This window comes from Streptomyces sp. NPDC025638, from assembly GCF_055558775.1.
The window spans coordinates 79,706-105,453 of record NZ_JBVHLX010000018.1; the positions used below are offsets into that span (position 1 = coordinate 79,706).

The window sequence follows — 25,748 nt, forward strand, 5'->3', positions numbered from 1 at the left end:
GGTCCCCTGGGGCCGACCGGCCCTTCCCTCGAACCTGACATGCGGCTTTCCTCTGTACATGGCCGAGAACCACACCAGGCCGGCGCCTTGCCACACGGAACGATTCGTCGGCGGCACGACCGTGGTGGAAGTGCACGGCGAGATCGACATCCTCACGGCGCCGTCCCTTGCGGAACGCCTCGACGCCCTGTCCGCCGGGCCGTGTCCCGACCTGGTGCTGGACCTGCATCCCGTGTCCTTCATCGACTGCAGTGGACTTCGTCTGCTGTGCCGGACGAGGAACCGGACGCTGGCCCGGCACGGCCGGCTGCGGCTGGTCACCGACAGCAGCTGCTTCCTGCGCATCCTGCGCGGCGCCCGGCTGGCCGGCGTCTTCGAGATCCACCCCGACCTGTCGGCCACGCTCGCCGCGGCTGCTGACGAGGACATCGCCTCCGTCACGTGCTGACCGAAGCCGCTGAGCGGGTCAGCGGTTCGGCACTTCCGTGCCGAACACCATGTGCGGGGCGCGCCGCGGAGTGGCGGGGCCCTCCGAGCCGTAGCCCAGGCGGATCAGCATCTGCGCGTGCCCGGTGTGCTCGGGATCCGGGCTCAGGGAGCACCGCAGGTCGCTCCATTCCATCGGCTGGTGCAGCAGGGACGCCCGCAGCCCGAGGACGGTGGCGACCAGCAGGACGTGTTCAAGCGCCTCTCCGGCACGCAGCCAGTCGGTACGGCGGTCGTGTCCGGTCCTGAGCAGGGCGATGACCGGGACGGTCTCGAAGTCCCGGGCCGGCAGCCGCTCGAGGTGCCGCTCGGCGGTGAAGTTCCGCATGGGGAGGCGTTCGCGCGCGTCCTGCGGGCCGAGTGCCGTCCGCGGGAGGCCGGCGTCGGCCGTGTCGTCCGGCTCCCTGTGCACCCAGCGGCGGCTCTCCGGGCCGCGGTCGGCGTCGAGGCGGTTGCGATGCTCGGCCTCCGCGGTCACGCGCAGCAGACGTGCCGTCTCGGTGGCCTCGGGGAAGGTCAGTGAGGCGCCTGCCGCGTGGGCCGCCTCGGCGAGTTCGGCGCGTGCCTGCGGCGGCAGCGGCTTGCCCGTGAACGGGAAGCGGCTGCTGTGCCGGCGCCAGATCGCCGGGTAGAGGTCGGCGCGGTGCTCCGTGGTGTGCCGGCGCCGGGATGCCGTCGGCCGGACGACGGCGAGCAGTCCGGGATCTTCGGGGCGCGGCAGCAGGCGTACGACGGGTGACCAGCCGAAGTGGGACACCGCCACGCGGAGGTTGAAGACGGAGGCGCCCACCGAGAGGTGGACGGCGCGGCCGGCGGGGTCGGCGTGGTGCAGGCTTCGCTCGGGAGCCGCGCGTACCTCGAAGGCGACGGTGTCGGGATCGAGCCTGAAGCGCCACGGCTGGGTGTTGAAGAACGAGGGTGCGGCCACGGCCGCCGCGATGCAGGTTTCCAGGGTCTCGGCGTCGAGAGGCGCGGATCGCATGGTGCCCTCCTCCCGCACGGGTTTCGGAACAGGTGCTGTTGTCCTTCGAGGGTCGGTGCACGGCGGCCATGCCGTGAGGGGCCGATGGTCCCTCACGGCATGGCCGGTCAGGCCACGGTCGGCCGACGAGGCAATGGGCGGGCGTTGAGGGTTCTGTCGGACTCGGGAGCGTCCGCAGCTGCCTGCGGGCCGTGGGGCTGAACGACCCATCGTCGTGTCGGACTTGGCCCCGGTCGGCCCCACCACTCCCCCTGTCCGGCCCATGCCACCGAGAGCTCCCGGCTGCCACGGTCCTGAAAGTGACGACGAGGAGGTGCGTACCGATGCGCGCAGGCAGGCGAGGGAAGAAGTGGCTGTGGCGGTGGCGGGCCAACCCGCTGCGCCGACGGGACGACGTTCTCGAAGCATGGCTCGTGCTGGCCGTCTCGGCGCTCATCGCGGTGGGCGGCACGCTCGCCGGTCTGGTCACCGCCCGGGCCGCCGATGATGTCTTCGCGCAGCAACGCGCCGAGCGCACCCCCGTGCGGGCGGTACTTCTCACGGACGCCTCACGCGCCGCATCGAAGAGCTCCCGGGCCCTCGTGAAAGTCCGCTGGACCCTCGCGGACGGCTCCACGCACACCGGCACAACCCTGGTGGACGGCGGGCAGAAGGCCGGATCCACGCTCGTGCTCTGGACGAACACGCAGGGGAACCTCACCAACCGGCCGCCCAGCGGCACGGATGCAGCCGTCGAAGCGGGGTTCCTGGGAGCCGCGTCGGCACTCGCCGTGACCGGCCTGACCTTCGGCGCCGGCGGTGCCGCGCGCTGGTGGCTGGACCGGCGGCGCATCGCCCAGTGGGGCAGTGAGTGGGATCTGGTCGGTCCGAAGTGGGGGCACAAGACGAGCTGACGGCGCGTCCCCCGTCGGGGGCCGTCGGGAGACGGACCGAACGGTCCGTCCCCCAGGATGCGAGCTTCCCTTCCCATGCGGTGACACGCCGCGCGTGGCACGTTGGGTACAGCACCATTCCGAGGAAGCGGTGGCGATCATGCGAGCTCAACTCGGCTGTCAACTCGTTGTCGAAAGCCCGGCCACCGGCGGGACCAGGCGCAACGGCGAGATCGTGGGACTGCACCACGAGGACGGAACCCCTCCCTACGACGTGCGCTGGTCGGACACGGACGAGGTGACGCTCGTGTTCCCCGGACCCGACGCACACATCCGTCACATCGAACCCCGGCCCGGGAGAGCGCGTGAGCAGGCTGGTGTCGGGTCCGGCGGGACGCCGCCAGACAGAGCGCCTTCTTCAGCATCGGCTCGCCGGTCCGCAGGACCTCCTTCTTGCGCGACGGTCGCAGCAGTGTGACGCCCTGTTCGGAAAATGACCACTCGAACGGCTTGGCGGCGAACCCCTTGTCGCTGATCAGCAGGAGCCCAGGCCGTTCGCGGATTGGAGCCGCGTCGACCTCGGGCATCGCAGCCAGCACCTCCCGCTCGCCGATCTTCGGATCGGCCAGTGCCCACAGGACCGGCATCCCGGCCGGCGTACACACCAAATACAGCCGCAGCCCCCAGAAGAACCGTGAATGCGACGCGCAGTAACCGTAGTTCGCCCAGCCCGCCACCTGCGACCGCTTGACGCTGGGACGGGACATGCCGCACGGCACCGGTGTCGAGTCGGTGATCCACACGGTGTCGTGCCAGAAGTCCGTGTCCTTCGCCAGCACCCGGATCACCCGCTTGATCTGCGGCAGCGCCGCCCGAAGCCGCTTGTTGCAGCCCGAGTCCTGCGGGATGAACGGGAACAGGTACCGGTAGTGCTGGCGCACGTGCCGCAGCGGCACCAGCTTCACCGCCGCTCACCGCGACACCCGGCAGCTGACGGCCCGACCCGGACGCTGATCTGCACGTGCGAGATCCCCGGCACCGATTCGCAGAAGCGACCGGTCGCCTCTACGCCCCCAGGCTCAAGCTTGCGCCGAAGGCCGTCACGGCTGCCGGCCTGTGCCGGACCGAGCCGCCGTCCGCCCTGATCAGTTGCCATGGGGAGCTGTAGCATCGGCCGCGCCGGGATCAGGGGCGCCGCCAGGCGAGGGGACCGGCTTGGGGATGGACGACGCGAAGGGCGGGACCGCGCATGACGACACCATCAGGAGGCGGCCAGGATCCGCAGGCCAGCCTGCAGGATCTCGAGGCAATGCTGGACGCGATCACCGACCGGGCGATCGTCAAGCTCGGGCCGGGCGGCGACGTGGTCCTCTGGAGCCGCGCCGCCGAGGCACTGACCGGTTACACGAAGAGTGAGGTCGTCGGCCGGTCGGTCTCGGTGCTGCTCCTCGAAGAGGACCGCGGCGCCGGCCTGGCGGAGCGGGAGTTGGAGTCCGCCCGCAACGGGCGGCGGGAGTTCCAGGGCTGGCGGATCCGCAAGGACGGTGAACGTTTCCTGGCCGAGGTCACGCTGACGCCGTTGCACGGCGAAGACGGGGCGGTGACCGGGTTCATCAAGGTCTTCCGGGACGCCACGGAGAGCGCGCGGGCCGAGTCGTTGTTCCACGGTCTGCTCGAGTCGGCTCCGGACGCCATGGTGATCGTGGGGCCGGACGCGCGGATCGTGCTGGTCAACCGGCAGGCGGAGACGCTGTTCGGCTTCGAACGTGCCGAGTTGGTCGGCCGGGAGATCGAGGTCCTGGTGCCGCCGCGGCTCCGGGACCGGCACGTCGCCCATCGCTCCGGCTTCCTCGCCCATCCGCAACTGCGGCCGATGGGCGCGGGACTGGAGCTGTCCGGGATGCACCGCGACGGCTCCGAGTTCCCCGTCGAGATCAGCCTGAGCCCCCTGGAGACGGCCGAGGGGACGCTGGTGGCCGCAGCGATCCGGGACGTCACCGAGCGCCGGGAGACCGAACAGCGCCTCCAGCGCCAGCGCGACGAGATCCTGGAACTGTCCACGCCGGTGATCCAGGTGTGGGACAAGGTGCTCGCGCTGCCGATCATCGGCACGCTGGACACGCTGCGGGCCACCCGGCTGACCGAGGGGCTGCTGGAGAAGATCGCACAGAGCCAGGCGGAAGTGGCCATCCTGGACATCAGCGGGGTGCCCACCATCGACACCCAGGTCGCCCAGCATCTGCTGAAGACGGTGCAGGCGGCGGCCCTGATGGGCACGGTGAGCATCATGAGCGGAGTACGGCCGGAGACCGCTCAGTCCATGGTGCATCTGGGCATCGACATGGGACACCTGCGCTCCCGCAACACGCTGCAGGACGCGTTGCAACTGGCCCTGGCGGTCCTCGCCGAGCGGGCCGGGACCGCGGCGACGGCCGCCCGGGCCCTGTCGCTCGGGGAGTCGCGATGAGCGAGGACGTCGTTCCGGTCATGAAGATCGGCGACACACTGCTCGTGGCGCTGCAGGGCGACCTCGACGACACCACGGTCATACAGATCGAGGAACAGCTCACCCGGGAGATCGCCCGCACCTCGGCTTCCGGCATGCTGATCGACGTCAGCCGGCTGAGCGTCGTCGACTCCTTCATCGCCCGGGTACTGGCCCGGATCGTGGCCATGGTCCGGCTGCTGGGAGCGCAGGCGGCGATCGTGGGGATCCAGCCCGCGGTGGCCATCACCCTGGTGGAACTCGGCGTGCCGATGGGACATCTGGACACCGCGCTCAACGCCGAGCAGGGCCTGGCTCTGCTGGAGCGGCTGCGGCGGTCCGATGCCGGTGGGGGCCGTCCGTGACCGCTGATGCCGTGACGGGCAGGGAACTGGACGTCTTCACCATCGCCGACGAGGCCGACCTGATCCGCGTCCGGAAGGTACTGCGCACCGAGGCGGAGGCGGTCGGGCTCAATCTGGTGGACGCGACGAAACTGATCACGGCCGGCAGTGAACTGGCCCGCAACATCCTCAACTACGCCACCGGCCGCCGAGGTCGGATCAGCATCGAACAGGTCTACCGGCAGGGCCGGCGGGGCGTGCGGGCCACGTTCGCCGACGACGGCCCCGGCATCGACGACATCGAGGCGGCCCTGACCGACGGCTTCAGCACCCGGGGCAGTCTCGGCCTGGGCCTGCCGGGCGCGCGACGGCTGGTGGACGACATGACCCTCACGTCCGCAGCCGGTTCGGGCACGACGGTGGTGATCGTGAAATGGCAGCGCTGAGTGTGCGCACCCAGGTGACGAGGATGCGGCGGTGCTGAGCGAGCACGCACACCGCCGCCATGCGATCGGTGCCGAGGAGGACGTCGGCGCCCTGCGCCGGGCCGTGGCCAGAATGTCCGCCGGACAGCAGGCACTGCGCGAAGGGGTGGCCGAACTGGTCGCCACCGAACTGGGCACCAACCTGCTCCGCCACGCCCACCCGGGCGGATACGTGCTGGCCCGCAAGGCCGGGGACGGGATCGAGCTGATCTCCGTCGACCGCGGCCCTGGCATCACCGTCGGCGCGCTCGCCCCACTGGCCGGGACGGCTCCTCCCGTCGCCCCTCCCCGACCCGGCGGGGGCGGGCTCAAGGCGGGGCTGAACGTGGTCAGGCGCAACGCCGCCGAGTTCGACTGGTACACCACTCGCCGCGGGACGGTCGTCTACGCCCGGCTCGGCGCCCCCGCTCCGGCCGGTGACGCGGGGTGGCGCTTCGGCGGGATCAACGTCCCCCTCGGCGGCGACGGTGAGTCCGGGGACGCCTGGGCCGTCGCGCCTGGGCGCCCGACGGCCGCCCTGGTCGTCGACGGCCTCGGCCACGGCCCGGCGGCCGCCACCGCGGCCCGCGCCGCGATCACCACGTTCGCGCAGGCCCCCGTCACGGACCTGGACCGGCTCGTCCGTCTCACCCACGAGGCGATGCGCGGCACCCGCGGCGGGGTCCTCGGCGCGTGTCTGATCGACCCCGGGCGCGGCGAGTGCACCTACGCGGCCGTCGGGAACATCACCGGACGGGTCATCACCGGCGCCCGGTCGGTCCATCTGCTGGACCGCCCCGGCACCCTGGGCACCCATCTCCCCTTCCCCACCGTCCGTCCGCAGCACTGCCCGTGGGAGCCAGGATCGATCCTCATCCTGGTCTCCGACGGCATCCGGTCAGGCTGGGGCGTGGACGACCACCCACGCCTGCTGAACCACCATCCAGCGGTGATCGCCGCCGTGCTCCACCGCGAGTACGGACGGCCCACCGACGACGCCACCGTGCTCGTGGTCCGCCAAGTCACCCACATGACATGATGAATCGGTTCCTGTCACCGGGCGAAGGGCGGTAGGCATGGGCGACATGCACAGTCCGCTGACCGCCGAGGGCGCGGACGACAACGTCGCACAACACGCTGAACTGGCGTGCCACGCACAGCTGGTGGACGAGCTGCGTCAGGAGCTCGACGACACCAACCGGGGCCTGATAGCCCTGCACACCGAGCTGGAGGCCGCCCGAGCCGCCGAGGCCCGACTCGCGGCCATCGTGGCCGCCTCCGACGACGCCATGATCTCGGTCAGCCCGTCCCTCCTCGTCCAGACCTGGAACCCGGGCGCCCAGCGGCTGTTCGGCCACACCGAGCAGCCCATCCTCGACCGGACGATCGGCACCCTCATGCCCGAGGCGGCCTTCCACATCTTCCGGTCGGTGGTGGAGCAGATACGGTCCCAGGGACATGCCGACTCCTACCACAGCCGCTGGCACCGCGCCGACGGCACGGACGTCGACGTGGCCGTCACGGTCTCACCGATGCGTGATGCGGAAGGAGCCCTGATCGGCTTCTCCACCGTGGCCCGGGACATCACCCACCAGCTCGCCGCCCAGGCAGAGTTGGCCGCCGCACGCGCCGATCGCGAAGTGATGGCCGAGCGCGACCGTATCGCCCGGGACCTGCACGACATGGTCATCCAACGGGTCTTCGGCGCCGGTCTCGCACTGCAGAGCATCACCGCCCGCGCCGGGCAGCCGGAGGTCTCCTCCCGCCTCCACAAGGTGATCGACGAACTCGACGCCACCATCCGGGAGCTGCGCGGCACCATCTTCAACCTCAATCGGCCCACTCAGAAGGCCGTCAGCCTTCGCGCCCAGGTCCTCGACGAGACCTCCTCCGCGCAGGACCGTCTCGGCTTCGCCCCCACGGTCGAGTTCGCCGGCCCCGTCGACGCCGCTCTGCCCGACGAGACCGCCGCCCATCTGCTCGCTGCGCTGCGCGAGGCCCTGTCCAACATCGCCCGTCACGCCCATGCCTCCGCTGCCTGGGTCGCCGTCCATGCCGGAGACGAACTTGTCCTGGAGGTCACCGACAACGGCCTCGGCCTCGACCCGACGGTCTCCCGCAGCAGCGGCCTGACCAACCTGCGCCGCCGCGCGGAGAAACTCGACGGCAGGTTCGAGGCGACCAGCCGTCCCGAGGGCGGCACCCGCCTGCGCTGGCGCATCCCCCTCACCACCAAGGGCTCTCCCCACAGCACGTGAACCCGCCGAACGGCGCAGCATTCATACGTGAGTTGAGGGGACCTCACCGGCCGGTGCAGTAGTTCAACCCTTGCGCCAAGGCCTTGATACGGTCCAGTACACCGCTGTCGTCCGGAACAACCCGACGAGCTGACGGCGGCCAGGTGTCCGCGTACTCTCCGTTCTGGCTCTGACACGAAAGATGCAAGCGACTGTGCAGGTCAGGCCATTGGGATGGGTTCGAAGCGGAGGGTCGTTCCGAGGCTGTTCGCTTCCCTGATCATGCAGCGCATGGCGCGTTCGGGGTCACGCTTGGTGAAGTAGTCGGCGCCGAGGTCGCGGTAGGGGACGTCTTCGTGCAGGACGTGCCAGATCGCGATGGCGAGTTTGTGCATGACCGCGACCACGGCGCGTTTGCCTCCCCGGCGTGCGGAGCTGCGCCGGAAGTGGGCGGCGAGGTACCTGCCCTTGTTCCTGATGGCGGCCATGGCAGCGACGCCGAGCAGCCGTTTGAGGTTGCTGTTGCCCGGTCGGGCTCGCGCTCGGCCAGAAGGCTGGCGATCCGCGTGTCGAGCACGGTGACGGCTGTCTTGAAGCGGTCGATCTCGTCGAGGTAGTGGCGGACCATGAACGCGTGGTGGTCGGTGAACTCGCCGTCCAGGGCCTCGATGAGGGCTGGGATCTTCGCGCGGGCCTTGCCGACGGCGAGGCCCGCCAGCTGCCCGGGGTCGCGTTCCCCGGCGACGAGGGCTTCCAGGATCGCCCGGCCGCTCACGCCCGTGACATCGGTCAGCACCGAGGTGAGCTTCATGCCCGTGTCCTCCAGCTCCTTCTCCAGCCGCTGAACCTCCCAGCCCGCGGCCCGCACGAGCTCGGTACGCCTGCGGGTCAGATCCCGCAGTTCCCGGACCGCACGCTCGGGGACGAACGAGGCCATCACCAGCCCGGACGCGCCGGCCCGGGCGAGGAACGCCGCGTCGCTCGGATCGCTCTTGCGGCCCCGGATCCCCTTGAGGTGGGCGGGATTGACCAGCATCAAGTTCAGATGGGGCTGCAGAACGTAGTAGACACCGCGCCAGTAGTCGGCGGTGGCCTCCATGACCACCACCTCAACCTCACGCTCCATCAACCACGCCAACAGCCGGCACACCTCTGCCCGGGTCGTCCCGAACCGCTCGGTCTCCAAGCTCCAGGTTCCCGACCGCTTCGTGCTGGGCGTGCGTACGCAGGCCAGCAGGAACCGCTTGCCCAGATCCACTCCCGCGTACCGCAGATGGATGACCTCGTCCTTCACGTCCTGCCGATTCATCGCCCGCTCCCGACGACCGCACCCACCCCGCTCGGCGGCTGTCCCGGAGGAGTCAAGGGATAACTCGGAATCTGACACGCGTGCTCCCGGACGGCAGATGCCGCCATGGCGACAAACCGTGGTCCCCTTGGCTGACCCCCGCACCATCCTGGCAAACGAGCTCACCGGCATCGCAGAGCCATCGGCGTGGCCGGGACATCCAGGTCTACTTTTCCGCACTCGGGGTGCTCAGCGCAGCGATCCGTGTTCCTGGCAAGATTTTCGTAGGCGGAGATCATCTTGACGCCGTGAGAGGTGCGTCGGTGTGGAGGCGGCGTATGTGGGCGATCAGGATGACTCGGTGGCGCAGAAGCGGGACGCCGGCGCGTCCTGCCATGATGCGTTTCTGGAACCTTAGGTCGGTGATGCGGCCTTCGTTGACCCCCGAGTTGTAGGGGGTGTTGATCCCCTGGGCGACCGCGTGCTGGTCCTCGCGCAGAGCAGTGGCGACACCAGCGAGCGGAGCCAGTCCGCTGCCCTGGAGCGCATCGAGCCGGCGAGGCAGTGGAGCGGTATCACGGGCCTGGAGCATGTCGGCAAACTGGCGTACCAGTTCGTGGGTTTCGCGGAGTTCCGGGCAGTGCTCGAGCAGCCGTCGCAGACGATCGGTGGTGTGCGGGCCGTGCCGGACGGGAGCGGTGATGATCCAGCGGGCTGCTTCGCGTGGGGAGGGTGGCCGCTCTCGTGGCTCATCCAGGGGCAGGCCGCGCCGCAGGGGTGCGACGGCCATCTTCACGCGCTGATAGTGACCCAAGTAGCCCTCGGCGAGGAGCGCTTGGTGCAGGATCTTGGCGCTGTGTTCGCCCTCGTCCCAGCGTTGCTGTCAGGTAGTTGAGGTACGGGTCGAGGGCGGAGGGGCGGCGTGGAGGGCGGCGAACCACCTCGTGCCAGGTGCGGGCCCGTGCGTACTTGCGCACCGTGCGACGGTCGAGGCTGAGCTCACGGGCTGCGGAGCTGTAGGAACGGCCGGCATCGGTCAGCGCGTGCACGGACGCGAAGAGCCGTCGTGCATGGCGGCTGGCCGGAGTGTATGCCGACTCGGATTCCGTCGCCGCGGTGTCCGCGAGCTCGGGCCCGGTCAAGTCCAGGGCAGGGAGAGCCTCGGGCAGGCAGCCGCGGTGGGCGGCGGCGACTTCCTGCACCCGCCGGGACAGTCCCTGCCACAGGTGGAAGCGGTCGCTGGCTTGGACGGCCTCTGGGGCGCCGTCGGCGAAGCCCTGCCGGTAGGTGAGCGAGCCGTCGCGGCAGGCGATCTCCACCCCGGGATGTTCGCGCAGCCGGCGGCTGAGCTGTTCGGCGTCCGTCTGGACGCCCTCCGCGACAGGTTCAATAAGGCGGTGGACATGCCGGAACTCCAACGTCAGTGTGCTGGGATCCGCTTTGGCCTGGGACCGGGTTGCCTGGTCGGTCATCGACTTCCTCTCGCCGTGCAGGCACCCGCGACGGGAGCCACGAACCCAGGCTGGCCAGGACGAACCTCGCCTTGTGCGCCAACAGCACAGTCACCGCAGCGCGGCATCCTCCTCGACTCCGCAAGCCCGGATTCACTGGGTGTAGGAGCCCAGGAGCGCACAACGCCGAACGCCCCCGTGAGAAGAAACGGGCCGAGCGGGATCCTGGTCCCCTCCGGCCGGCCCGGCCCGCGAAGATGAGCGCGATGCCAGACAGCACGCCGAACAGATATCCGGCGAGGGTGCCGATCAGCAGGATTCCCTAGCCATACCAGCCCAGGACGGCGCCGAGCGCAGGGACGTGTTTCACATTGCCGTAGCCGAAGCCCTTGGGGTTGATCAGGAACAGCACGACGTAGCAGGCGCCGAGCGTGAGGGAGCCGAGCAGCACGGTCTTCCGGCTGCCGCTGGGGCGCGCAGTCCTGGTGGTGGGAGAGCGGCACAGTGTGATCCGTGTGATCTAGGCGTAACACCTCGAACTGGTGGACGCACCAAGCTGGTTGGGGCACCGTGGACTCCGCTGTGATACGGCGCCGACCAGTGGAGGTACGTGCGTGTCGGAGTTACGGGCGGCCGGGTCCCCCTACGCGCGGGAGTTCACGGATCTGCTGCAGACGCTCAAGAGCCGGGCGGACTGCAGCTATGAGGCACTGGCACGCCGGTCGGGGGTGAGCGGTTCCGCCTTGCAACGCTACTGTTCGGGCGGCGGCGTGCCCAACGACTTCGACCCCCTCGCCCGGTTCGGCAAGGCCTGCGGGGCCGACCCCCGGGAACTCCTGGAGCTGCACCGGCTCTGGGTGCTCGTCGACGCCGACCGAAGACGCCGGGCGCCACGGGCCGAACCGGCCCCGGGTGCCCACTCGGTCGCGGGGCCGACTCCGATTCCGGCGCAGATTCCCGCCACCGCCGACACCGAGTTGGCGGAGATGTCGGTCAAGTTGCCCGGCTTCGAGGTTGAGTCGGCAAGCTCAGCACTGAACTCACCTGTCTCGGCTGTTGAGTTGACGACGGGCACGGCGAGTTCCGTCGCCCTGGGGTCCGAGCCGGCGCGCGAGCCGTTCCGTCTCCGACTGCGGCATCTGCGCCGATGGCCGGTCCTCGTCGGTTGCCTACTCGTCGTCGGCGTGACGGTGGCGGGCACCGTTCTGCTCACCGGCGGGCGTCCGGCCGGCGACGACGACTCGCCGAACCGTCCGCTGCTGTCGGACAAGTGCCGGTTCGTCGCTATGGGCCATCAGGACACCTGCGTCCGTGAGCTCCAACTCCGGCTCAAGCAGGCCGGACTCGACCTCGATGTCGACGGTGCCTTCGGCCCCTTCACGCAGATGCGCGTCGTCGTCTTCCAGCTCCTCGCCGGGCTGGAGCCCAACGGAGTGGTCGACGACGGGACCAAACGCGCCCTCTACTCCGGCCGTGTCAAGGCGCATCCGTGGTCGCCCGAAAGGGTCGACCGGCGGGTCCGCGAGGTGTTCACCGAGGACGCGGACCGCGCCGGCGGCATCGCCAAGTGCGCCTCGAACCTGGACCCGCTGTACAGCCTGGGCAACACCAACGGCACGCGGAACTGGGGGGTGTTCCAGTTGTACGACGGCACCCTGCGGGAGCTGGGCGGCACGCCCCGCAAGGCGCTCGACCCCGAGTGGAACATCCAGGCCGCCCACCGGCTGTGGGCCCGTACCCACGACTTCCGCGCCTGGCCGTCGTGCGACAAGGCCTACCAGGCGGGAGCGTCGAAGTCGGGCACGTCCAAGGGACCGAAGGGGAAGCCGGAGCCGAGCGCCACGCCCTGACCCCCGGGCCGGAGTCGCGAACCGCACCGGACGCATCCCGGCTCCGCCCCAGCCCGCCAGCCCCAGCCCACCTGCCATCCCAGCCCACCACGTCACCGCAGGTGGGAGAGGGTGAAACAGCCCGCTGTCCCGATGTCCGGCAGATCATTGGCCGCACCGCCCGGGACTGCCATCGTCCTCTTCCGTCGCCCCCGGGCGGCCTCGACTAGGCGAAAGGGCCAAGGACAGTGGGCAGTTCCCTGCATTCCGGCGGGCGGTCGTACGGGCGGACGAGCCGACGGGCGGTGTTATTGGGCGGCGCGGTCGTGCTGGGTACGGGGATCTCAGCAGCGGCCGTGCGGTACGCCGGACCCGCGGGGGCCGCGGCGGAGCCGCCGATCTCCGGCTGCGACCACTGGGGCGCCCACCCGCCCATCCCGGCCGGTCACGGTGCACTCCGCGCGCCCGCACAAGGTGATCGTGCATCACACGGACAGCCCCAACGTCCAGGACGGCTCGCACGCGCACGCCTTCGCGCTCGCCCGGTCGATCCAGGACTCGCATCTCGGCCGGGGCTGGATCGACTCCGGCCAGCACTTCACCATCAGCCGCGGCGGACACGTCAGCACCGCAGCCTGGAGACCCTGCTCGGCGGCGCCGCCACGGTCGAGAGCGCGCACTCCACGGCACAGAACACGGTCGCCATCGGCATCGAGAACGAGGGCACGTACGACACCGTCCAGCCGCCCTCGGCGCTGTACGCGTCCCTCGTGGATCTGTGCGCCAGCATCTGCACCCAGTACGGCCTGCGGGCGTACCAGATCTACGGGCACCGGGACTTCAACAACACCGACTGCCCGGGCGACCTCCTGTACGCCCGCCTGCCGCGCCTGCGAGCCGACGTCGCCGCCCGCATCGGTGGCAGCGCGGTGGCCCCCGTCTGGCCCACGCTGATCGTGGGCGCCACCGGGGAGCGCGTGCGCAGCCTCCAGTACCTGCTTCGTCAGCACGGATCCGCGCTCCTCATCAACGGGAGCTACGGCAGCGTCACCGCGAACGCCGTCCGGGCCTTCCAGGGCGCCGTCAAGGCCGGGGTGGACGGTGTCGCCGGACAACGGACCTGGAACCAGCTCGTCGCGCCGCTCGCCACGGGCGGTTCCGGAGAGGCTGTCCGCGCCGTGCAGAGCCAACTGGCCGCGCGCGGCGCCGGACTGCGGGTCGACGGTGCCTTCGGGCCCGCGACCCGGTCGGCGGTGTCCTCCTTCCAGGCCGACGCGTCCCTGCCGGCCGACGGCGTCGTGGACGCCCGTACCTGGGGCGCGCTCGTCGCCTGAGGACGCCTCCGCCCGACTCATCATCAACCAGCCAAGGAGAAGAAGCACTTGAACACGATGACCAAGCTGGGCGCCGCCCTGAGCGGCACGGTCCTCGCGACCGCACTCACGGCCACCGGCGGCTCTGCCTGGGCCGCACCCGATGCGCCGACGACCACCGCCTCCCCGACCGCCGTGACCAAGCTCGGCCAGGCGGACGCCGCGAACCGTCTCCGGGGCGCGGGAATCACCTGGTCGTCCAGCGGCAACTGCACCAACCGCAACAACGCCCACTGCACGTCCTTCGAGCAGATCAACCTCTCGACGGTGCAGGGTGCCATCACGCTGAAGAACGCCAGCCGCTGTGCGCTCAACATCACCGGAGGCACGGAGACCGGACACGCATCCGGCACGTACAGCCACTGGAACGGCTACAAGCTCGACTTCAACCCGAACACGTGCCTGAGCAACTACATCACCGGCACCTTCACGTACATCGGCAGGCGGGCGGGTGACGGCGCCCCGCAGTACCGGGCCGGCTCCGGAAACATCTATGCCCGCGAGAGCACCCACTGGGACGTCCTCTTCTACACCTGCGGCTGCTGAACACCCGCGCTCCCCCCATCACCACCACCCCAACAACCAAGGAATTCCCGCATGTTCGGCAACCGCAGTACTTTCGGCCACCGCGTGGCCACCCGTCCCCGCACGGCCCTGCGCCGTGCGGCCATGAGTACGGCCGCCGTCTGCCTGCTGGCCGCGGGCAGCGCCGCGGCGCTGCCCGCGGCGCAGGCCTCCGCGGCGACTTTGGCGTTGTGCTCGACCACGCTCAGCCAGGGCGCGAGCGGGTCGTGCGTGTCCGCACTGCAGACCAGACTCGACCAACTCGGCGCCCACCTGGCGGTGGACGGCTCCTTCGGTCCGGCCACCCGCAACGCCGTCGAGGCGTTGCAGGGCCGTGCCGACCTGGCCGTGGACGGCGTCGTGGGCCCGGCCACCCAAAGCCGTCTCGGCAATCCGGGATCGGTAAACCTGAACACCCGGTCCCCCGCCCAGATCGAGGCGATGATCCGCCGGGCGTTTCCCGACAACCTGGAAGCCAAGGCGATCCGCGTCGCCCGCTGCGAGTCCGGCCTCAACGAGATAGCCGTCGGCCGCAACAACAACGGCTCGCGCGACTTCGGCGTGTTCCAGTTCAACAACGGCGGGACGCTGGAGTCTTACCTCGGCACCACGTCGCGTGCCCTGGACGCCCCGCAGAACATCGCCGCCGCCTACCGTCTCTACCAGGCCCGCGGCTGGCAGCCCTGGACCTGCCGCAACGCCTGATCCCTCCCCGAGCGGCCGCGGCCTCGTCCATATCCGGGCCCCCTCCCCGGACGACCCACGGCCGTGGTCCGCGCCGCCCGCCGAACCATTCGGCGGGCGGCGCCCCGCGACCGAACCCACGCCGCGACGGGCCTCGTGCCATGTCCCCCGCTGAGGGGCCAGGCAGCCGAAGTCGTCCCGGGTCTCCGACGGCGACGGTGACGCCGATGGCCCGTCACTGGAGCACCCGGCCGCGAGCGGCACGACGAACAGCGCGGGCAGCCCCACGGACGTGATGGAACGCGTTCTGATCCCGCCTGGAACCCGGGCCCCGCCGATCGTGCGCGAGACCTTTACGACCCTCAAAAGTTGCACTACTTTTCGGCAAGATTCAGCAACTCTTTTCAAGCCATCGGCGCCCGGGACGGCGCCGGGGCTTCCCCTGCCTGCCTCGGGAGCCGCCGTGTCTTCGTTCCCCCCTGCCCGCGACCGGAGAAGAAGCCGCCTCGGCATACGCACCGCGACCGCGGTCCTCGCCGCCACCGCCGCGCTCGCGGCACCGCTCACCCCCGGGGGTTTCGCTACCCCGGCCGCGGCCGCGACCGGCGGCCCACTGGGCGCCCGCTACGACGCGTCCGGCACGAACGTGGAGTTCCGGATCTACTCCTCCCGTGCCACCCGGCTCGATCTGTACCTGTACCGGACGGCGACCGGCGGCCAGGAGGCCGCCGCCCTGCAGCTCACCAAGGACTCCGCGACCGCCGTCTGGTCGGTGTCCGTCCCGGTGACCACGCTCCAGCAGCAGTACGGCATCACCGGCCCCGTCTACTACGGCTACCGCGCCTGGGGCCCGAACTGGCCCTACAACCCCGGGTGGACGAAGGGCTCCACCGCGGGCTTCATCACGGACGTGGACGCCGCCGGAAACCGGTTCAACCCGAACAAGCTGCTGACCGACCCCTACGCCCGGGAGCTGAGCCACGATCCGGTCACCCCCGGCGCCACCGACAGCTCGGTCTACGGCACGGGCCCGCAGCACCGCACCGCCGACAGCGGGCCCCAGGCCCCCAAGGGCATCGTCCTCGCCGCCGACGGCACGAGCACCGGGACCAAGCCGACCCGGGCTCTGAAGGACGACATCGTCTACGAGGTGCACGTCCGCGGACTCACCAAGAACGATCCCTCCATCCCGTCCGCCTACCGGGGCACCTACAAGGGCGCTGCCCTCAAGGCCGCCGACCTGGCCGCCCTCGGCATCACCGCGGTGGAGTTCCTCCCCGTCCAGGAGACCCAGAACGACGCCAACGACGTGGACCCGACCGGCACGGCCGGGGACAACTACTGGGGCTACTCCACCCTCGACTACTTCGCGCCGGACCGCCGTTACGCCGCCGACCAGAGCGCAGGAGGCCCCACCCGGGAGTTCAAGGAGATGGTGACAGCGTTCCACGACGCCGGCATCAAGGTCTTCACCGACGTGGTCTACAACCACACCGGCGAGGGCGGCCCCTGGAACGCCTCCGACAGGAACACCTACAACCTGTTCTCCCTGCGCGGCCTGGACAACCCGACCTACTACTCGCTCACCAGCGACATGCAGAGCCCGTGGGACAACACCGGCGTCGGCGGCAACGTCAACACCTACAACCCCACGACCCGGGCCCTGATCACCGATTCGCTGGCGTACTGGAAGGACACCCTCGGCGTCGACGGCTTCCGCTTCGACCTCGCGCCCGTCCTCGGCAACACCTGCCAGCATGGCTGCTTCCAGTACAGCCGCACCGACCCGGACACGGCCCTCAACCGCATCACCGCCCTGATGCCGGCCCGGCGCGCGTCCGGCGGCACCGGCGCCGACTGGATAGCCGAGCCCTGGGCCCTGGGCATCGGCACGTACCAGGTCGGCAACTTCCCCTCCGGATGGTCGGAGTGGAACGACAAGTTCCGCGACACCGTGCGCCGCGACCAGAACACCATGGGCGTGGAGAACGTCACTCCCAGCGACCTGGCCACCCGTATCGCCGGCTCCTCCGACCTCTACCAGTTGAACGGCCGCGCCCCCTGGAACTCGGTCGACTTCGTCGTCGCGCACGACGGCTTCACCCTCGCCGACCTGTACCGCTGCAACACCAAGAACAACGACCAGTCCTGGCCTTACGGCCCGTCCGACGGCGGATCCGACCACAACCTCTCCTGGGACCAGGCGGGCAACGCCGCCGACCAGCGCAAGGCCGCCCGCAACGGCCTCGCCCTGCTCATGCTGTCGGCGGGTACACCGATGACGACCGGCGGCGACGAGTACCTGCGCTCGGTCAACTGCAACAACAACCCCTACAACCTGGACTCCTCGGCCAACTGGCTGAGCACCTCCTGGACCGCCGACCAGAGCACGTTCCGGACCTACACCCAGCGCCTGATCGCCTTCCGCAAGGCCCACCCGGCACTGCGCCCGGCGAACTTCTACAGCACCGCCGACGGCAACGGCAACGGCATGGGCCAGCTCGACTGGTTCACCCCCGCTGGCAGCACACCCGACGGCACCTACTGGGGCAACCCCAACAACCACGCCCTCGCCTGGCGCTACGACGGCACCGAACTCGGCGACCCGAACAGCGCGATCTACGTCGCCTACAACGGCTGGTCCGGAGACGTCGACTTCACCCTTCCCCCTCCCGGCGCGGGCAAGAACTGGTACCGCGTCACCGACACCTCCACATGGGCCGAAGGCTCCAACCAGGTCGCCCGCCCCGGCAGCGAAGCCGTGATGGGCGGCACGGGCACCGTCTACCGGCTGCATGGGCGTGCCACCCTGATCCTGGTCGCCAAGTAACCGAATCCGGACCGCCAGGCAACCGGACCCCGGACCGCCGGCAGACCACCAGCGGACCGCCGCCCCGCCCTCCGCACAGCCGCGCCCCACCGCGGCCCCAGCACGAGGAGCTCCCCCACCATGTACCGCACACCCCACCAGCCCCGCCCGGCAAAAAGCGCCTGCTCTGGCCGCTGCCGCCGCTCCTCGCCTCCCTGCTCGGCCTGTTCGCCACCCTGCTCCCCGGTGCGGTCGCCCACGCAGCGACGACCGCCCCCACCGAGGCGAACTCCGCCATCGTGTACTACTACACGCCGACCCGGAACTGGTCGGCGTACTACCTGCACTGGGCGCCCGCCGGCGGCAGCTGGACCGCCGTCCCCGGCACCCGAATGGCCGCCGCCTGCACCGACTGGGTCAGGCTGACCGTCGACCTGGGCACCGCCACCACCTGGCAGGGCACCTTCAACAACGGCAACGGCGTCTGGGACAACAACGGCGCCAACTACCACCTAGGCCAGGGCAATTCGAAGGTCAAGGACCACATCGTCGCCGCCGACGCCGCCGACCCCTGCGCCAGCGTTGGGCTCCCTGCGGCCCTTGGACGTCGCCGACGGGGCGGACCGCGCGCAGCAGTGCGGCGGCCTGATCCGCCTACAACTGCACCGGGGCCCGGCCGGGCAGCAGATCCCGCAGCACGGCGTGCAGTTGGTCGACGGTGCGGACCCGAGCCTGGGTGAGATTGAATCGCTGCTCATCGAGCTGGGCCATGGCCTTGGTGTGGTCCTAGGCCGCCACTGCGCGTCCGGCTCCGTGCAGGTAGACCGTGGCCGCCGCGGCACGAGTCGATTCGGTCATTCCTGCGGGCCGCCGCCACAGGGTCGTGCGGGCACTGGCGCAGGACCCTCCTCGTCCAGTCATTCCGGTGGCCCCGAAGATGACGACCGTCGTCCTGGTCACTTCGCCTCGGCGTGCACCTGGGCGGGGGTCTGTCCGGTCCATGTCTGGGAGGCTCGGTAGAAGGAGTTGGGGTCTTCGTAGCCGAGCAGGAAGGAAATCTCCCGTACGGTCAGCTGGGAGTGCGTGAGGTAGTGCCGTGCCAGGGCCTCACGGGTGTCGTTGAGGACCGTCTGGAAAGTGGTGCCCTCGCCCTTGAGCTGCCGTTGCAGGGTGCGGGCGCTCACGTTCAGCGATCTGGTGACGGCGTCCATCGTCGCGCTGCCGGCCGGAAGCAGTTCCAGCAGTGCCGCCCGCACCCGCTCGGCTGCTGTGGCCCCTGACTGGAGCTCGGACAGCCGGCGCCGCAGTTCGGGTTCGAAGAAGTCCCACATGCGCTGGTCGGCGGTGAGGAACGGCCGGTCGGCGTCGGACGCCGAGAAGGTTATGGACTGCTGCCGTCCTTGCTCGATGGCGGTACCGAGGAAGTCCCGGTAGGGGCCGGGGTCCGCGGACGGCTCGGGCGCGGTCAGGCGTAGCGGACGCAGAGGCGTCCTGGTGGCGACCCTGGCCAACACCACCCAGAAGACCAACTCCGTCAACGCCAGCAGCACCGGCGGTCGCATCAACGGGGGCCACTGGTAGACCAGGGTGAGCTTTCCTGGAGTCTCGGCGACCTGCACGGACATGGGGCCGATCAGCTTCTTGTACGTGGCGATCCGCTGGGCGGCAACTCGCAGGTCAGGGCTGCACAGGGCGGCGGGTCGAAGACCTCGACGGACAACGCCCGTCCGATGGTGAGGGGCAGCTGCGGGTCATCGGCCTCCCCTTCGATCGCCCGCCACAAGTCAAAGTACTGCACGGACGTCAGCGAGATGCCGAGGTCCGACAGCAGCGCACGGACGGGGGCATGGACGGTGAACAGATCAGCTGCCACGGTGCGCTCCTTTGGCGCGTGCGGCCCGGGCCTTGAATGTCGGCGCAGGCCCGCGGACCGCCGGAGGGGATGCGGCCGGCCGGTGGACGCGGCGCGGGTCGGGTACGTGCATCAGACCGCCCGCAGTACCATGCGGTCGAACACCCGTTCACTGAGCCACTTGCGTGCGCTGACCAGCGGCTTGCCACACTTGCCAGCCACGTAGCGGGTCTTGGGCCGACGTGCCGTGATCGACCCCACGATCACATCGGCCAGACGGGACGCCGACGTCGCACTGCCGGGCCGGTAGATCTCCCGGCTGGACGCAGCCAGCCTGTGCGCCGGCTCGCCGTAGGCGGAGGAGCCGGAACGCTCCAGCATGGGCTCCACCATCACGTCCCCGAATTCGGTGTCGATAACGCCCGGCTCGATGATGACGACGTCGATGCCGAACGGCGCGACCTCCAGGCGAAGGCAGTCCGACCAGCCCTCCAGAACGTGCTTGGTGGCGTGGTACCAGCTGCCCAGCGGCGTGTAGATCTTGCCTCCGATCGAGGAGACGTTCACGATCCTGCCCGCACCCTGCTTGCGCATGTACGGCAGCACCAGCTGAGCGAGCCGGGCGAGGCCGAAAAGGTTCACCTCGAACTGGTACCGGGCCTCATCGACGCCGGTGTCCTCCATCGCGCCGTACATGCCGAAGCCAGCATTGTTGACCAGAACGTCGACCCCACCCCGGTCCGCAGAGATACGCTCGACCACGGCCGTGATGTCCTCGTCCTCGGTGATGTCCATCTGAGCGTCACCGCCCCAGCTGCTCCAGGTCGCGCATCCGCTCGACCCGACGGGCGACGGCGTAGACCGTGAACCCCTCCTCGAGGAGCTTCTTGGCCGTCTCCCGGCCCATGCCGGACGAGGCTCCGGTGACCAGTGCCGTACGCATGACTCTCATGTCTCCGTGGTGAATGATCTCGGCTGCCGCCACCGACAACGCTACGTACGGCTGGCCCGGCCCGCACCGGCAGAAGACGCCATATTGCTCGCACAGCGCGCCGGATTGGACAAGACCCCTCAGCCGATCCGTCGGCCGCCACGGAACACGCCGTGGCGTCCATCGCCGAAATACTCCGGCAGGAGATGCCAAGATTCACCGAGGTCGGCCGCCTCTCCCGGCGGCCGTGGGCCCACGCCGTGGCGGGTGGAACTCCGGTGCCAGGGCGAAGGCGGGGCGCGGTCGAGGAGCCAAGGGGCCACGGTGCCGCGACGTCGGCGGCCGGGGCATGGAGTTCACGACGCCCGACCGCTGCTCGTGCTCGGTACAGCTGGTCTCCAGGTCACCGCCGCGGTTGACGAAAGATATAAAAGCACCCTGTGGGGCACTCCAGGCCGCGACAGGCAAGCCGTTTTTTCGCGCATCCACAGCCCAGGGGCCCTACGATTCTGCAGGACCCCACGACACCAAATATCACCATCTTGTCCTCTTTATTCCTCCTGATGGAGACTGGACGCACTTTGAGTAGGCCAAGGAAGTGATCAAGTGAAGGCCAGTTGGGACGACGAAGCCCTCTCAGAAGCGTACGAGAGGCTCCTGGCGGGCAGACCTGTGTCTTCGGCCGTACGTAACGCGATCCTGGCCTCCTGGCGGCGCTGCCAGTCCCTGGGCATCGTGCCCGACCGTGTGGACACGCCCTACTTCGACAATCTGGACATCGGCGGCGGTCTCGCACACGCCGCCCGGCCTGTGCTCGACCGCCTGGAGTCCCAGCTTTCGGGCATACCGGCGACCGTGCTGCTCAGCGACGAACAGGCCCGGCTGCTGGAGCGCCGGGTCGGCGAGTACTCAATGAACCGCTATCTCGACTCGCTGCAGATCGCCCCCGGATTCGGCGTTCCCGAGCAGATCACCGGGACCAACGGCATCGGCACCGCACTGGTGACGCGCCAGCCCGCCTTCGTGTGCGGCCGGGAGCACTTCGCTGAGGTCATGCGCCAGCTCGCCTGTGCGGCGGCCCCTGTCCACGACCCCTTGAGCGGCCGGGTCCTCGGCGTGCTCGACTTGACCTACCTGCGTCCGCACGCCGATCCGGCCATGATGGCCGCGGCGCTCGAGGCGGCCCGCGGCATCGAGCAGCGGCTCCTGGCCCGCACCACGTCCCGCGAGCGCGCTCTGCTGGAAGCATTCCAGGAAGCCCGGCGCCGGACTGCGACCGACGGACCGATCGACGCCGGGATCGACGGCCTGCTCGACCGCCGTGACCAACTCATCCTGGAGGAGCACGCGACCGAGCTGATCGCCTCGGAACGCATCGGCCTCCTTGATGTGCAGCTCACCCACGGCCAGTCGGCCGCGCTCTTCAGCCGGGCCGTGGAGAGCCCATCCGGCGTCACAGGATTCGCCGTCGAGGCCGTCCTACCTGGCGGCGCGTTGCGTCACTTCACCGCGGCGGCCCCCGAAGCTGCGTCATCCGTCCCGGGTCCACGGGACGCGCCCGTCGTCCTGACCAGTCCCTCCGCTGAACGCTCCACACCCACTGAGCGACGGCTGCTCGCCGTCGGCGAGCCCGGGATCGGCAGGCTCGCCCTGCGGGCCCGGCAGCGGCTCGAGCTGCTCTGCGAGGCCGGTGCCCGTGTCGGGGCCACCCTGGATGTGGCCCGGACCGCCGAGGAGCTGACCGAGGTGGCCGTCCCCCGCCTCGCCGACATCGTCGCCGTCGACCTGCCGGACTCCGTGCTGCGCGGCGAGGAGCCGATCCGGGTGGACGGTGTGCTGCGCAGAGCGGCGATCGGCGGCATCCACGAAGGTTCCCACCTGTACGCGGTCGGTGACCTGGTCTCTTTCGCCACGTCCACGCCGCAGGCCCAGTCGCTCAAAAGCAGAGAGCCGGTGCTCGAACCGAACCTCGCCGAGGCCCCGGGCTGGCTCGCGAACGATCCTGTCCGCGGCGCACGGGTCCTTGACACCGGAGTCCACTCGCTCATCACCGTGCCCATGATCGCCCGCGGCATGGTCCTGGGCGTGGTCAGCTTCTACCGCTCCAGGCGCCAGGAGCCGTTCGAGGAGGACGACCTCTCGCTCGCCCAGGAGCTGGTCGGACGCGCGGCCGTGTGCATCGACAACGCCCGCCGCTTCACCCGTGAGCACGCCATGGCCCTCGCCCTGCAGCGCAGCCTGCTCCCGCGCGGCCTTCCCGCCAACCACGCCGTGGAGACGGCCCACCGCTATCTACCTGCGGAGTCGGGAGTGGGCGGTGACTGGTTCGACGTCATCCCGCTGTCCGGGGCACGGGTTGCCCTGGTCGTCGGCGACGTTGTCGGCCATGGCCTGCACGCCGCCGCCACCATGGGCCGACTGCGCACCGCCGTGCACAACCTCTCCGCCCTCGACCTGGCTGTCGACGAGGTCCTCACCCGCCTCGACGACCTGGTCAGCCGCCTCGACCTCGATGAAGAAGAAGCAGGGACGGGCTCCAACAAGATCATCGGCGCGAGCTGCCTGTACGCCGTCTACGACCCGGTCACGCGCCGCTGCACCTTGGCCCGCGCCGGCCACCCGCCGCCGGCCCTGGTCCTCCCTGACGGTACCGTGGAGTTCCCGGAACTGCCCGCGGGTCCGCCACTCGGTCTGGGCGGTCTGCCCTTCGAGACCGCCGAGATCGAGGTGACCGAAGGCAGCCTGCTGGTTCTCTACACCGACGGGCTGATCGAGGACGGCCCGCGCGACGTCGACCTCGGCATGGAGTACTTGCGGCGCTCCCTCGCCCATCCCGGCCGGACGCCGGAGCAGACCTGCCAGGCGCTGGAGGCGCTGCTGCCCCCTTACCCCGCCGACGACGTCGCCGTGCTCGTCGCCCGCACCAGAGCCTTGGGTACCTGCCAGGTCGCCGCCTGGGAGCTGCCCTCCGACCCCGCGGTCGTCTCACGGGTGCGCGCGGATGTCACCGCGCAGCTGACCGAGTGGGGCCTGGAAGACCTGCAGTTCACGACCGAGTTGGTGGTGAGCGAGTTGGTGACCAACGCGATCCGCTACGGTGGCGAACCCATCCGGCTGCGTCTGCTCCGCGATCGCGCGCTGATCTGCGAAGTGTCCGACAACAGCAACACCTCCCCCCGGCTGCGCAGGGCCCGCACCACCGACGAAGGCGGCCGCGGACTGTTCCTGGTGGCACAGCTCGTCCAGCACTGGGGTACTCGGTACACCGAAGACGGCAAGGTCATCTGGGCCGAGCAGCCCTTCCCCACCTCGTGAGGAAGCCAGTGGGCAACGGACGGGTCGGTGTTGTGCCCCGATGATCGTGGCCTGCCGGTGACGGCGGCCCCCGGACCGCCGTCACCAGGTCCTGGACGCCGCGACGCGCAAGAGCAGGTCGTTGGTGTCGCAGGTGCCGATGGTGACCCGGACGCCCTCATGGTCGAACGCGTGCACCTGGAGGCCCTCCGCCTCGCACGCCCGGGTGAAAGACGCGGTCGCCGCACCGAGAGGCAGCCACACGAAGCTGCCCTCGCTGGACGGCACGGCAATACCGGCCTCCCGTAGCGAAGTCGTCACTCTCGCTCGTTCCTGCACAATGCGTTCGCGCCGCGCCGCGAACTCCCGCTCGGCGTCCATCGCGGCCACGGCGGCCGCAGTCGCGACGGCCGGCACCAGGAAGGGCATCGTCACGGCGCGCAGGCCGGCGATCGGACCGGGCTGGCCGACGGCGTATCCGATCCGCAGGCCGGCCAGACCATAGGACTTGGAGAAACTGCGCAGCACGACGAGATTCGGGTGGTCGCGGTAGATGCGCAGCCCGGCCGCCGTGGCCGTACCCGTTGGCCCGAGCGGCTGCGGCGGTCATCGCGTCAACCACGTCGGCCGGCGGCAGATAGATCATCCCTGCCGGAGGCTGATGACGATAATTGGGGCGGCTGGCTGGTAATCGCCGGACCCTGTCAGGAACCGCCGGGCGAACTGCAAGGCCAGGCGCTGGCCAACGAAGTCTGAGCGCCTCTGGCCGATCGCCTGCGCGCCAGCTCTCTCCAGTTGCCATTGCGGTGTGCTCAGCGCTTTCTGGAAGAGCGGGTGGAACGGCCCGTTATTCCAGGAGGAGCGCACCATGGCGCAACCGGTAAGTCGGCCAACGATCAGCGCTGAGCAGTTCAGCCGAGTGTGTGACGAGATCAGGAGCACGGCGGCGCCCGAGAAGAGCGCTCAGTCCATCCGGGACTGCGCTCTGCGCATCGTGCAGACCCTGGGCCTGGCGCTAGCCACGGATGACCTGAGCAGGCTCCTCGCCGAACTCATGGCCCCTGGGGCGGCCCCACCCCCAGGGACCCCTCACTACACCCGAGGGGCCATCCTGGACACGCCTGACGAACAGCGAGGAGAAGATGAAGGTCCGGTCAGGTAGAGCGGGCCGTCACGACTGATTGCGTCCTCAGCTCGCCGGAAGGCGCTTGGTCCCCACCGCCCAATTTTCGATGGCACGCAATCAACGTTCGCTGGCACAGGAGTGCGCCACGAGGACTCCTGTGCAATCGAGTGCAGGTGAAAGACCTTCTCCGCCGGGCCGTCGCAGCGGCCTGGTGAAGCTGGGGGCAGCCCGATCCGGGGAACTCGCACCGGCCGAGGGCCTGCTGCTCAAGCACTTTCTCACGGTCGGCGACGTCCCTCGCTCACGGGCGTTCTATGCCGATGTGCTGGGCGGGCAGGTGGTGCTGGAGGAGAACCCCTGCATCATCAAGGTCGCCAACAGCTGGATCATCATGAACCCGGGCGGTGGTCCCACCGATGACAAACCCGACGTCGTCCTGCGCCCGCCGGAGGACCGCCACACCGTATCCAGCTTCCTGAACGTACGAGTGGCGGACATCCACGGCTTCTACGCGGCAGCCCGCGCCAGGGGAGCCGAGTTCCTTACCCCGCCCATCGACCGGCGCGCCGAGCTGCGCTGCTACATGCGCGACCCGGATGGCTACCTCATCGAGGTCGGCCAGTCCACGGGCCTGCTCAAGGGCATCCTGGCGCGCACCGATACCGAAGCCTGACCAC

General features: G+C 69.9%; 25 protein-coding genes and 3 pseudogenes. 16 read left to right on the forward strand and 12 right to left on the reverse strand.

All coding sequences use genetic code 11. The features are described from left to right. Positions 1–58 precede the first annotated feature (58 nt). Positions 59–448, forward strand: a complete 390-nt coding sequence (locus ACZ4EG_RS37000) for an STAS domain-containing protein (RefSeq protein ID WP_467793712.1) — start codon at positions 59–61, stop codon at positions 446–448. An 18-nt stretch (positions 449–466) separates the two neighbouring features. Here ACZ4EG_RS37000 and ACZ4EG_RS37005 read toward each other — a convergent pair whose 3' ends face one another. Then, entirely contained in the window at positions 467–1,468 is a 1,002-nt protein-coding gene (locus ACZ4EG_RS37005; RefSeq protein WP_467793713.1) for an Acg family FMN-binding oxidoreductase, read from the reverse strand. Positions 1,469–1,791: 323 nt separating this feature from the next. On the opposite strand from ACZ4EG_RS37005, the gene ACZ4EG_RS37010 reads away from it, so the two are divergent. Together ACZ4EG_RS37010 and ACZ4EG_RS37015 are read left to right on the forward strand one after the other, a co-directional pair. Then, on the forward strand, positions 1,792–2,361 hold the full coding sequence (locus ACZ4EG_RS37010) for an Rv1733c family protein (RefSeq protein WP_467793714.1): 570 nt from the start codon (positions 1,792–1,794) through the stop codon (positions 2,359–2,361). A 139-nt stretch (positions 2,362–2,500) separates the two neighbouring features. Then, positions 2,501–2,776: pseudogene (locus tag ACZ4EG_RS37015) on the forward strand (DUF1918 domain-containing protein); the annotation flags it as partial. Here the strand turns inward: ACZ4EG_RS37015 and ACZ4EG_RS37020 are convergent. Continuing rightward, positions 2,733–3,290: pseudogene (locus ACZ4EG_RS37020) on the reverse strand (transposase family protein); the annotation flags it as partial. The pseudogenes ACZ4EG_RS37015 and ACZ4EG_RS37020 overlap by 44 nt on opposite strands. Positions 3,291–3,589: 299 nt before the next feature. On the opposite strand from ACZ4EG_RS37020, the gene ACZ4EG_RS37025 reads away from it, so the two are divergent. The 5 genes from ACZ4EG_RS37025 to ACZ4EG_RS37045 are packed head-to-tail and all read left to right on the forward strand — an operon-like array spanning position 3,590 to position 7,891. Continuing rightward, on the forward strand, positions 3,590–4,807 hold the full coding sequence (locus ACZ4EG_RS37025) for a PAS domain S-box protein (RefSeq protein ID WP_467793715.1): 1,218 nt from the start codon (positions 3,590–3,592) through the stop codon (positions 4,805–4,807). Next, positions 4,804–5,190: an STAS domain-containing protein gene (locus tag ACZ4EG_RS37030; RefSeq protein WP_453560955.1), complete on the forward strand. Its 387-nt coding sequence runs from the start codon at positions 4,804–4,806 to the stop codon at positions 5,188–5,190. Before ACZ4EG_RS37025 ends, ACZ4EG_RS37030 begins: the two co-directional genes overlap by 4 nt. Further along, positions 5,187–5,615 (forward strand): ATP-binding protein, encoded by a 429-nt coding sequence (locus ACZ4EG_RS37035; RefSeq protein WP_453560957.1) that lies wholly within the window; start codon positions 5,187–5,189, stop codon positions 5,613–5,615. The genes ACZ4EG_RS37030 and ACZ4EG_RS37035 overlap by 4 nt, the downstream gene beginning before the upstream one ends. 31 nt (positions 5,616–5,646) lie before the next feature. Continuing rightward, entirely contained in the window at positions 5,647–6,672 is a 1,026-nt protein-coding gene (locus ACZ4EG_RS37040; protein ID WP_467793716.1) for a SpoIIE family protein phosphatase, read from the forward strand. 37 nt (positions 6,673–6,709) lie between these two features. Next, the gene (locus ACZ4EG_RS37045) at positions 6,710–7,891 is read left to right on the forward strand and encodes a PAS domain-containing sensor histidine kinase (RefSeq protein WP_467793717.1); all 1,182 of its coding nucleotides are present in this window, start codon (positions 6,710–6,712) and stop codon (positions 7,889–7,891) included. A 259-nt stretch (positions 7,892–8,150) separates the two neighbouring features. Here the strand turns inward: ACZ4EG_RS37045 and ACZ4EG_RS37050 are convergent, their stop codons facing one another. The 3 genes from ACZ4EG_RS37050 to ACZ4EG_RS37060 form a co-directional block, all read right to left on the reverse strand. Continuing rightward, positions 8,151–9,128, reverse strand: a complete 978-nt coding sequence (locus ACZ4EG_RS37050) for an IS110 family transposase (protein ID WP_467793718.1) — start codon at positions 9,126–9,128, stop codon at positions 8,151–8,153. Positions 9,129–9,453: 325 nt separating this feature from the next. Then, positions 9,454–9,954, reverse strand: a complete 501-nt coding sequence (locus ACZ4EG_RS37055; RefSeq protein WP_467793719.1) for a hypothetical protein — start codon at positions 9,952–9,954, stop codon at positions 9,454–9,456. 977 nt (positions 9,955–10,931) lie between these two features. Then, positions 10,932–11,060 carry a hypothetical protein gene (locus ACZ4EG_RS37060; RefSeq protein WP_467793720.1) on the reverse strand — a complete coding sequence of 43 codons (129 nt, stop codon included), beginning with the start codon at positions 11,058–11,060 and terminating at the stop codon, positions 10,932–10,934. Between the two features lie 163 nt (positions 11,061–11,223). Here ACZ4EG_RS37060 and ACZ4EG_RS37065 point away from each other — a divergent pair, with 163 nt between their 5' ends. Beyond that, positions 11,224–12,459 carry a peptidoglycan-binding protein gene (locus ACZ4EG_RS37065; RefSeq protein WP_467793721.1) on the forward strand — a complete coding sequence of 412 codons (1,236 nt, stop codon included), beginning with the start codon at positions 11,224–11,226 and terminating at the stop codon, positions 12,457–12,459. Between the two features lie 601 nt (positions 12,460–13,060). On the opposite strand, the gene ACZ4EG_RS37070 is transcribed toward ACZ4EG_RS37065, so the two are convergent. Beyond that, on the reverse strand, positions 13,061–13,228 hold the full coding sequence (locus tag ACZ4EG_RS37070; protein ID WP_467793777.1) for a hypothetical protein: 168 nt from the start codon (positions 13,226–13,228) through the stop codon (positions 13,061–13,063). On the opposite strand from ACZ4EG_RS37070, the gene ACZ4EG_RS37075 reads away from it, so the two are divergent. The 5 genes and pseudogenes from ACZ4EG_RS37075 to ACZ4EG_RS37095 form a co-directional block, all read left to right on the forward strand. Further along, on the forward strand, positions 13,149–13,772 hold the full coding sequence (locus tag ACZ4EG_RS37075; RefSeq protein WP_467793770.1) for a peptidoglycan recognition protein family protein: 624 nt from the start codon (positions 13,149–13,151) through the stop codon (positions 13,770–13,772). The two genes, ACZ4EG_RS37070 and ACZ4EG_RS37075, sit on opposite strands and share 80 nt — an antisense overlap. A 57-nt stretch (positions 13,773–13,829) precedes the next feature. Continuing rightward, on the forward strand, positions 13,830–14,357 hold the full coding sequence (locus ACZ4EG_RS37080) for a hypothetical protein (protein WP_467793771.1): 528 nt from the start codon (positions 13,830–13,832) through the stop codon (positions 14,355–14,357). Positions 14,358–14,408: 51 nt separating this feature from the next. Continuing rightward, the gene (locus ACZ4EG_RS37085) at positions 14,409–15,080 is read left to right on the forward strand and encodes a peptidoglycan-binding protein (protein WP_467793722.1); all 672 of its coding nucleotides are present in this window, start codon (positions 14,409–14,411) and stop codon (positions 15,078–15,080) included. A gap of 442 nt (positions 15,081–15,522) precedes the next feature. Next, entirely contained in the window at positions 15,523–17,889 is a 2,367-nt protein-coding gene (locus ACZ4EG_RS37090) for an alpha-amylase family glycosyl hydrolase (protein WP_467793723.1), read from the forward strand. After that, a pseudogene (locus tag ACZ4EG_RS37095) lies at positions 17,775–18,437 on the forward strand (carbohydrate binding domain-containing protein); the annotation flags it as partial. The gene ACZ4EG_RS37090 and the pseudogene ACZ4EG_RS37095, both read left to right, overlap by 115 nt. Positions 18,438–18,824: 387 nt before the next feature. Here ACZ4EG_RS37095 and ACZ4EG_RS37100 read toward each other — a convergent pair. From ACZ4EG_RS37100 to ACZ4EG_RS37115, 4 genes are all read right to left on the reverse strand, one after another. Continuing rightward, complete coding sequence (locus tag ACZ4EG_RS37100) at positions 18,825–19,559, reverse strand: AraC family transcriptional regulator (protein ID WP_467793772.1); 735 nt, start codon at positions 19,557–19,559, stop codon at positions 18,825–18,827. Next, positions 19,502–19,741, reverse strand: a complete 240-nt coding sequence (locus ACZ4EG_RS37105) for a hypothetical protein (protein ID WP_467793724.1) — start codon at positions 19,739–19,741, stop codon at positions 19,502–19,504. Before ACZ4EG_RS37105 ends, ACZ4EG_RS37100 begins: the two co-directional genes overlap by 58 nt. Before the next feature lie 111 nt (positions 19,742–19,852). After that, positions 19,853–20,515, reverse strand: coding sequence for an oxidoreductase (locus ACZ4EG_RS37110; protein ID WP_467793725.1), 663 nt, complete (start codon positions 20,513–20,515; stop codon positions 19,853–19,855). Between the two features lie 7 nt (positions 20,516–20,522). Then, a complete protein-coding gene (locus tag ACZ4EG_RS37115) occupies positions 20,523–20,663 on the reverse strand; it encodes an SDR family NAD(P)-dependent oxidoreductase (protein WP_467793726.1) in 141 nt (46 codons plus the stop codon). 660 nt (positions 20,664–21,323) lie between these two features. Here ACZ4EG_RS37115 and ACZ4EG_RS37120 point away from each other — a divergent pair. Next, positions 21,324–23,966, forward strand: a complete 2,643-nt coding sequence (locus tag ACZ4EG_RS37120) for a SpoIIE family protein phosphatase (RefSeq protein WP_467793727.1) — start codon at positions 21,324–21,326, stop codon at positions 23,964–23,966. Between the two features lie 81 nt (positions 23,967–24,047). Here ACZ4EG_RS37120 and ACZ4EG_RS37125 read toward each other — a convergent pair whose 3' ends face one another. Together ACZ4EG_RS37125 and ACZ4EG_RS37130 are read right to left on the reverse strand one after the other, a co-directional pair. Then, positions 24,048–24,506: an aminotransferase class I/II-fold pyridoxal phosphate-dependent enzyme gene (locus ACZ4EG_RS37125; RefSeq protein WP_467793773.1), complete on the reverse strand. Its 459-nt coding sequence runs from the start codon at positions 24,504–24,506 to the stop codon at positions 24,048–24,050. Between the two features lie 81 nt (positions 24,507–24,587). Continuing rightward, positions 24,588–24,815, reverse strand: coding sequence for a hypothetical protein (locus ACZ4EG_RS37130; RefSeq protein ID WP_467793728.1), 228 nt, complete (start codon positions 24,813–24,815; stop codon positions 24,588–24,590). Positions 24,816–25,282: 467 nt separating this feature from the next. On the opposite strand from ACZ4EG_RS37130, the gene ACZ4EG_RS37135 reads away from it, so the two are divergent. Next, positions 25,283–25,744 carry a VOC family protein gene (locus tag ACZ4EG_RS37135; RefSeq protein ID WP_467793729.1) on the forward strand — a complete coding sequence of 154 codons (462 nt, stop codon included), beginning with the start codon at positions 25,283–25,285 and terminating at the stop codon, positions 25,742–25,744. The last annotated feature ends 4 nt before the right edge of the window (positions 25,745–25,748 follow it).

What these genes read in the sequence shown, in the direction of transcription:
- ACZ4EG_RS37130 (WP_467793728.1), bottom strand. Translation starts at nt 24,815, where the DNA reads ATGGTGCGCTCCTCCTGGAATAACGGGCCGTTCCACCCGCTCTTCCAG.
- ACZ4EG_RS37000 (WP_467793712.1), top strand. Translation starts at nt 59, where the DNA reads ATGGCCGAGAACCACACCAGGCCGGCGCCTTGCCACACGGAACGATTC.
- ACZ4EG_RS37110 (WP_467793725.1), bottom strand. Translation starts at nt 20,515, where the DNA reads ATGGACATCACCGAGGACGAGGACATCACGGCCGTGGTCGAGCGTATC.
- ACZ4EG_RS37080 (WP_467793771.1), top strand. Translation starts at nt 13,830, where the DNA reads ATGACCAAGCTGGGCGCCGCCCTGAGCGGCACGGTCCTCGCGACCGCA.
- ACZ4EG_RS37010 (WP_467793714.1), top strand. Translation starts at nt 1,792, where the DNA reads ATGCGCGCAGGCAGGCGAGGGAAGAAGTGGCTGTGGCGGTGGCGGGCC.
- ACZ4EG_RS37115 (WP_467793726.1), bottom strand. Translation starts at nt 20,663, where the DNA reads ATGCGTACGGCACTGGTCACCGGAGCCTCGTCCGGCATGGGCCGGGAG.
- ACZ4EG_RS37070 (WP_467793777.1), bottom strand. Translation starts at nt 13,228, where the DNA reads ATGCTGGCGCACAGATCCACGAGGGACGCGTACAGCGCCGAGGGCGGC.
- ACZ4EG_RS37085 (WP_467793722.1), top strand. Translation starts at nt 14,409, where the DNA reads ATGTTCGGCAACCGCAGTACTTTCGGCCACCGCGTGGCCACCCGTCCC.
- ACZ4EG_RS37045 (WP_467793717.1), top strand. Translation starts at nt 6,710, where the DNA reads ATGGGCGACATGCACAGTCCGCTGACCGCCGAGGGCGCGGACGACAAC.
- ACZ4EG_RS37025 (WP_467793715.1), top strand. Translation starts at nt 3,590, where the DNA reads ATGACGACACCATCAGGAGGCGGCCAGGATCCGCAGGCCAGCCTGCAG.
- ACZ4EG_RS37005 (WP_467793713.1), bottom strand. Translation starts at nt 1,468, where the DNA reads ATGCGATCCGCGCCTCTCGACGCCGAGACCCTGGAAACCTGCATCGCG.
- ACZ4EG_RS37030 (WP_453560955.1), top strand. Translation starts at nt 4,804, where the DNA reads ATGAGCGAGGACGTCGTTCCGGTCATGAAGATCGGCGACACACTGCTC.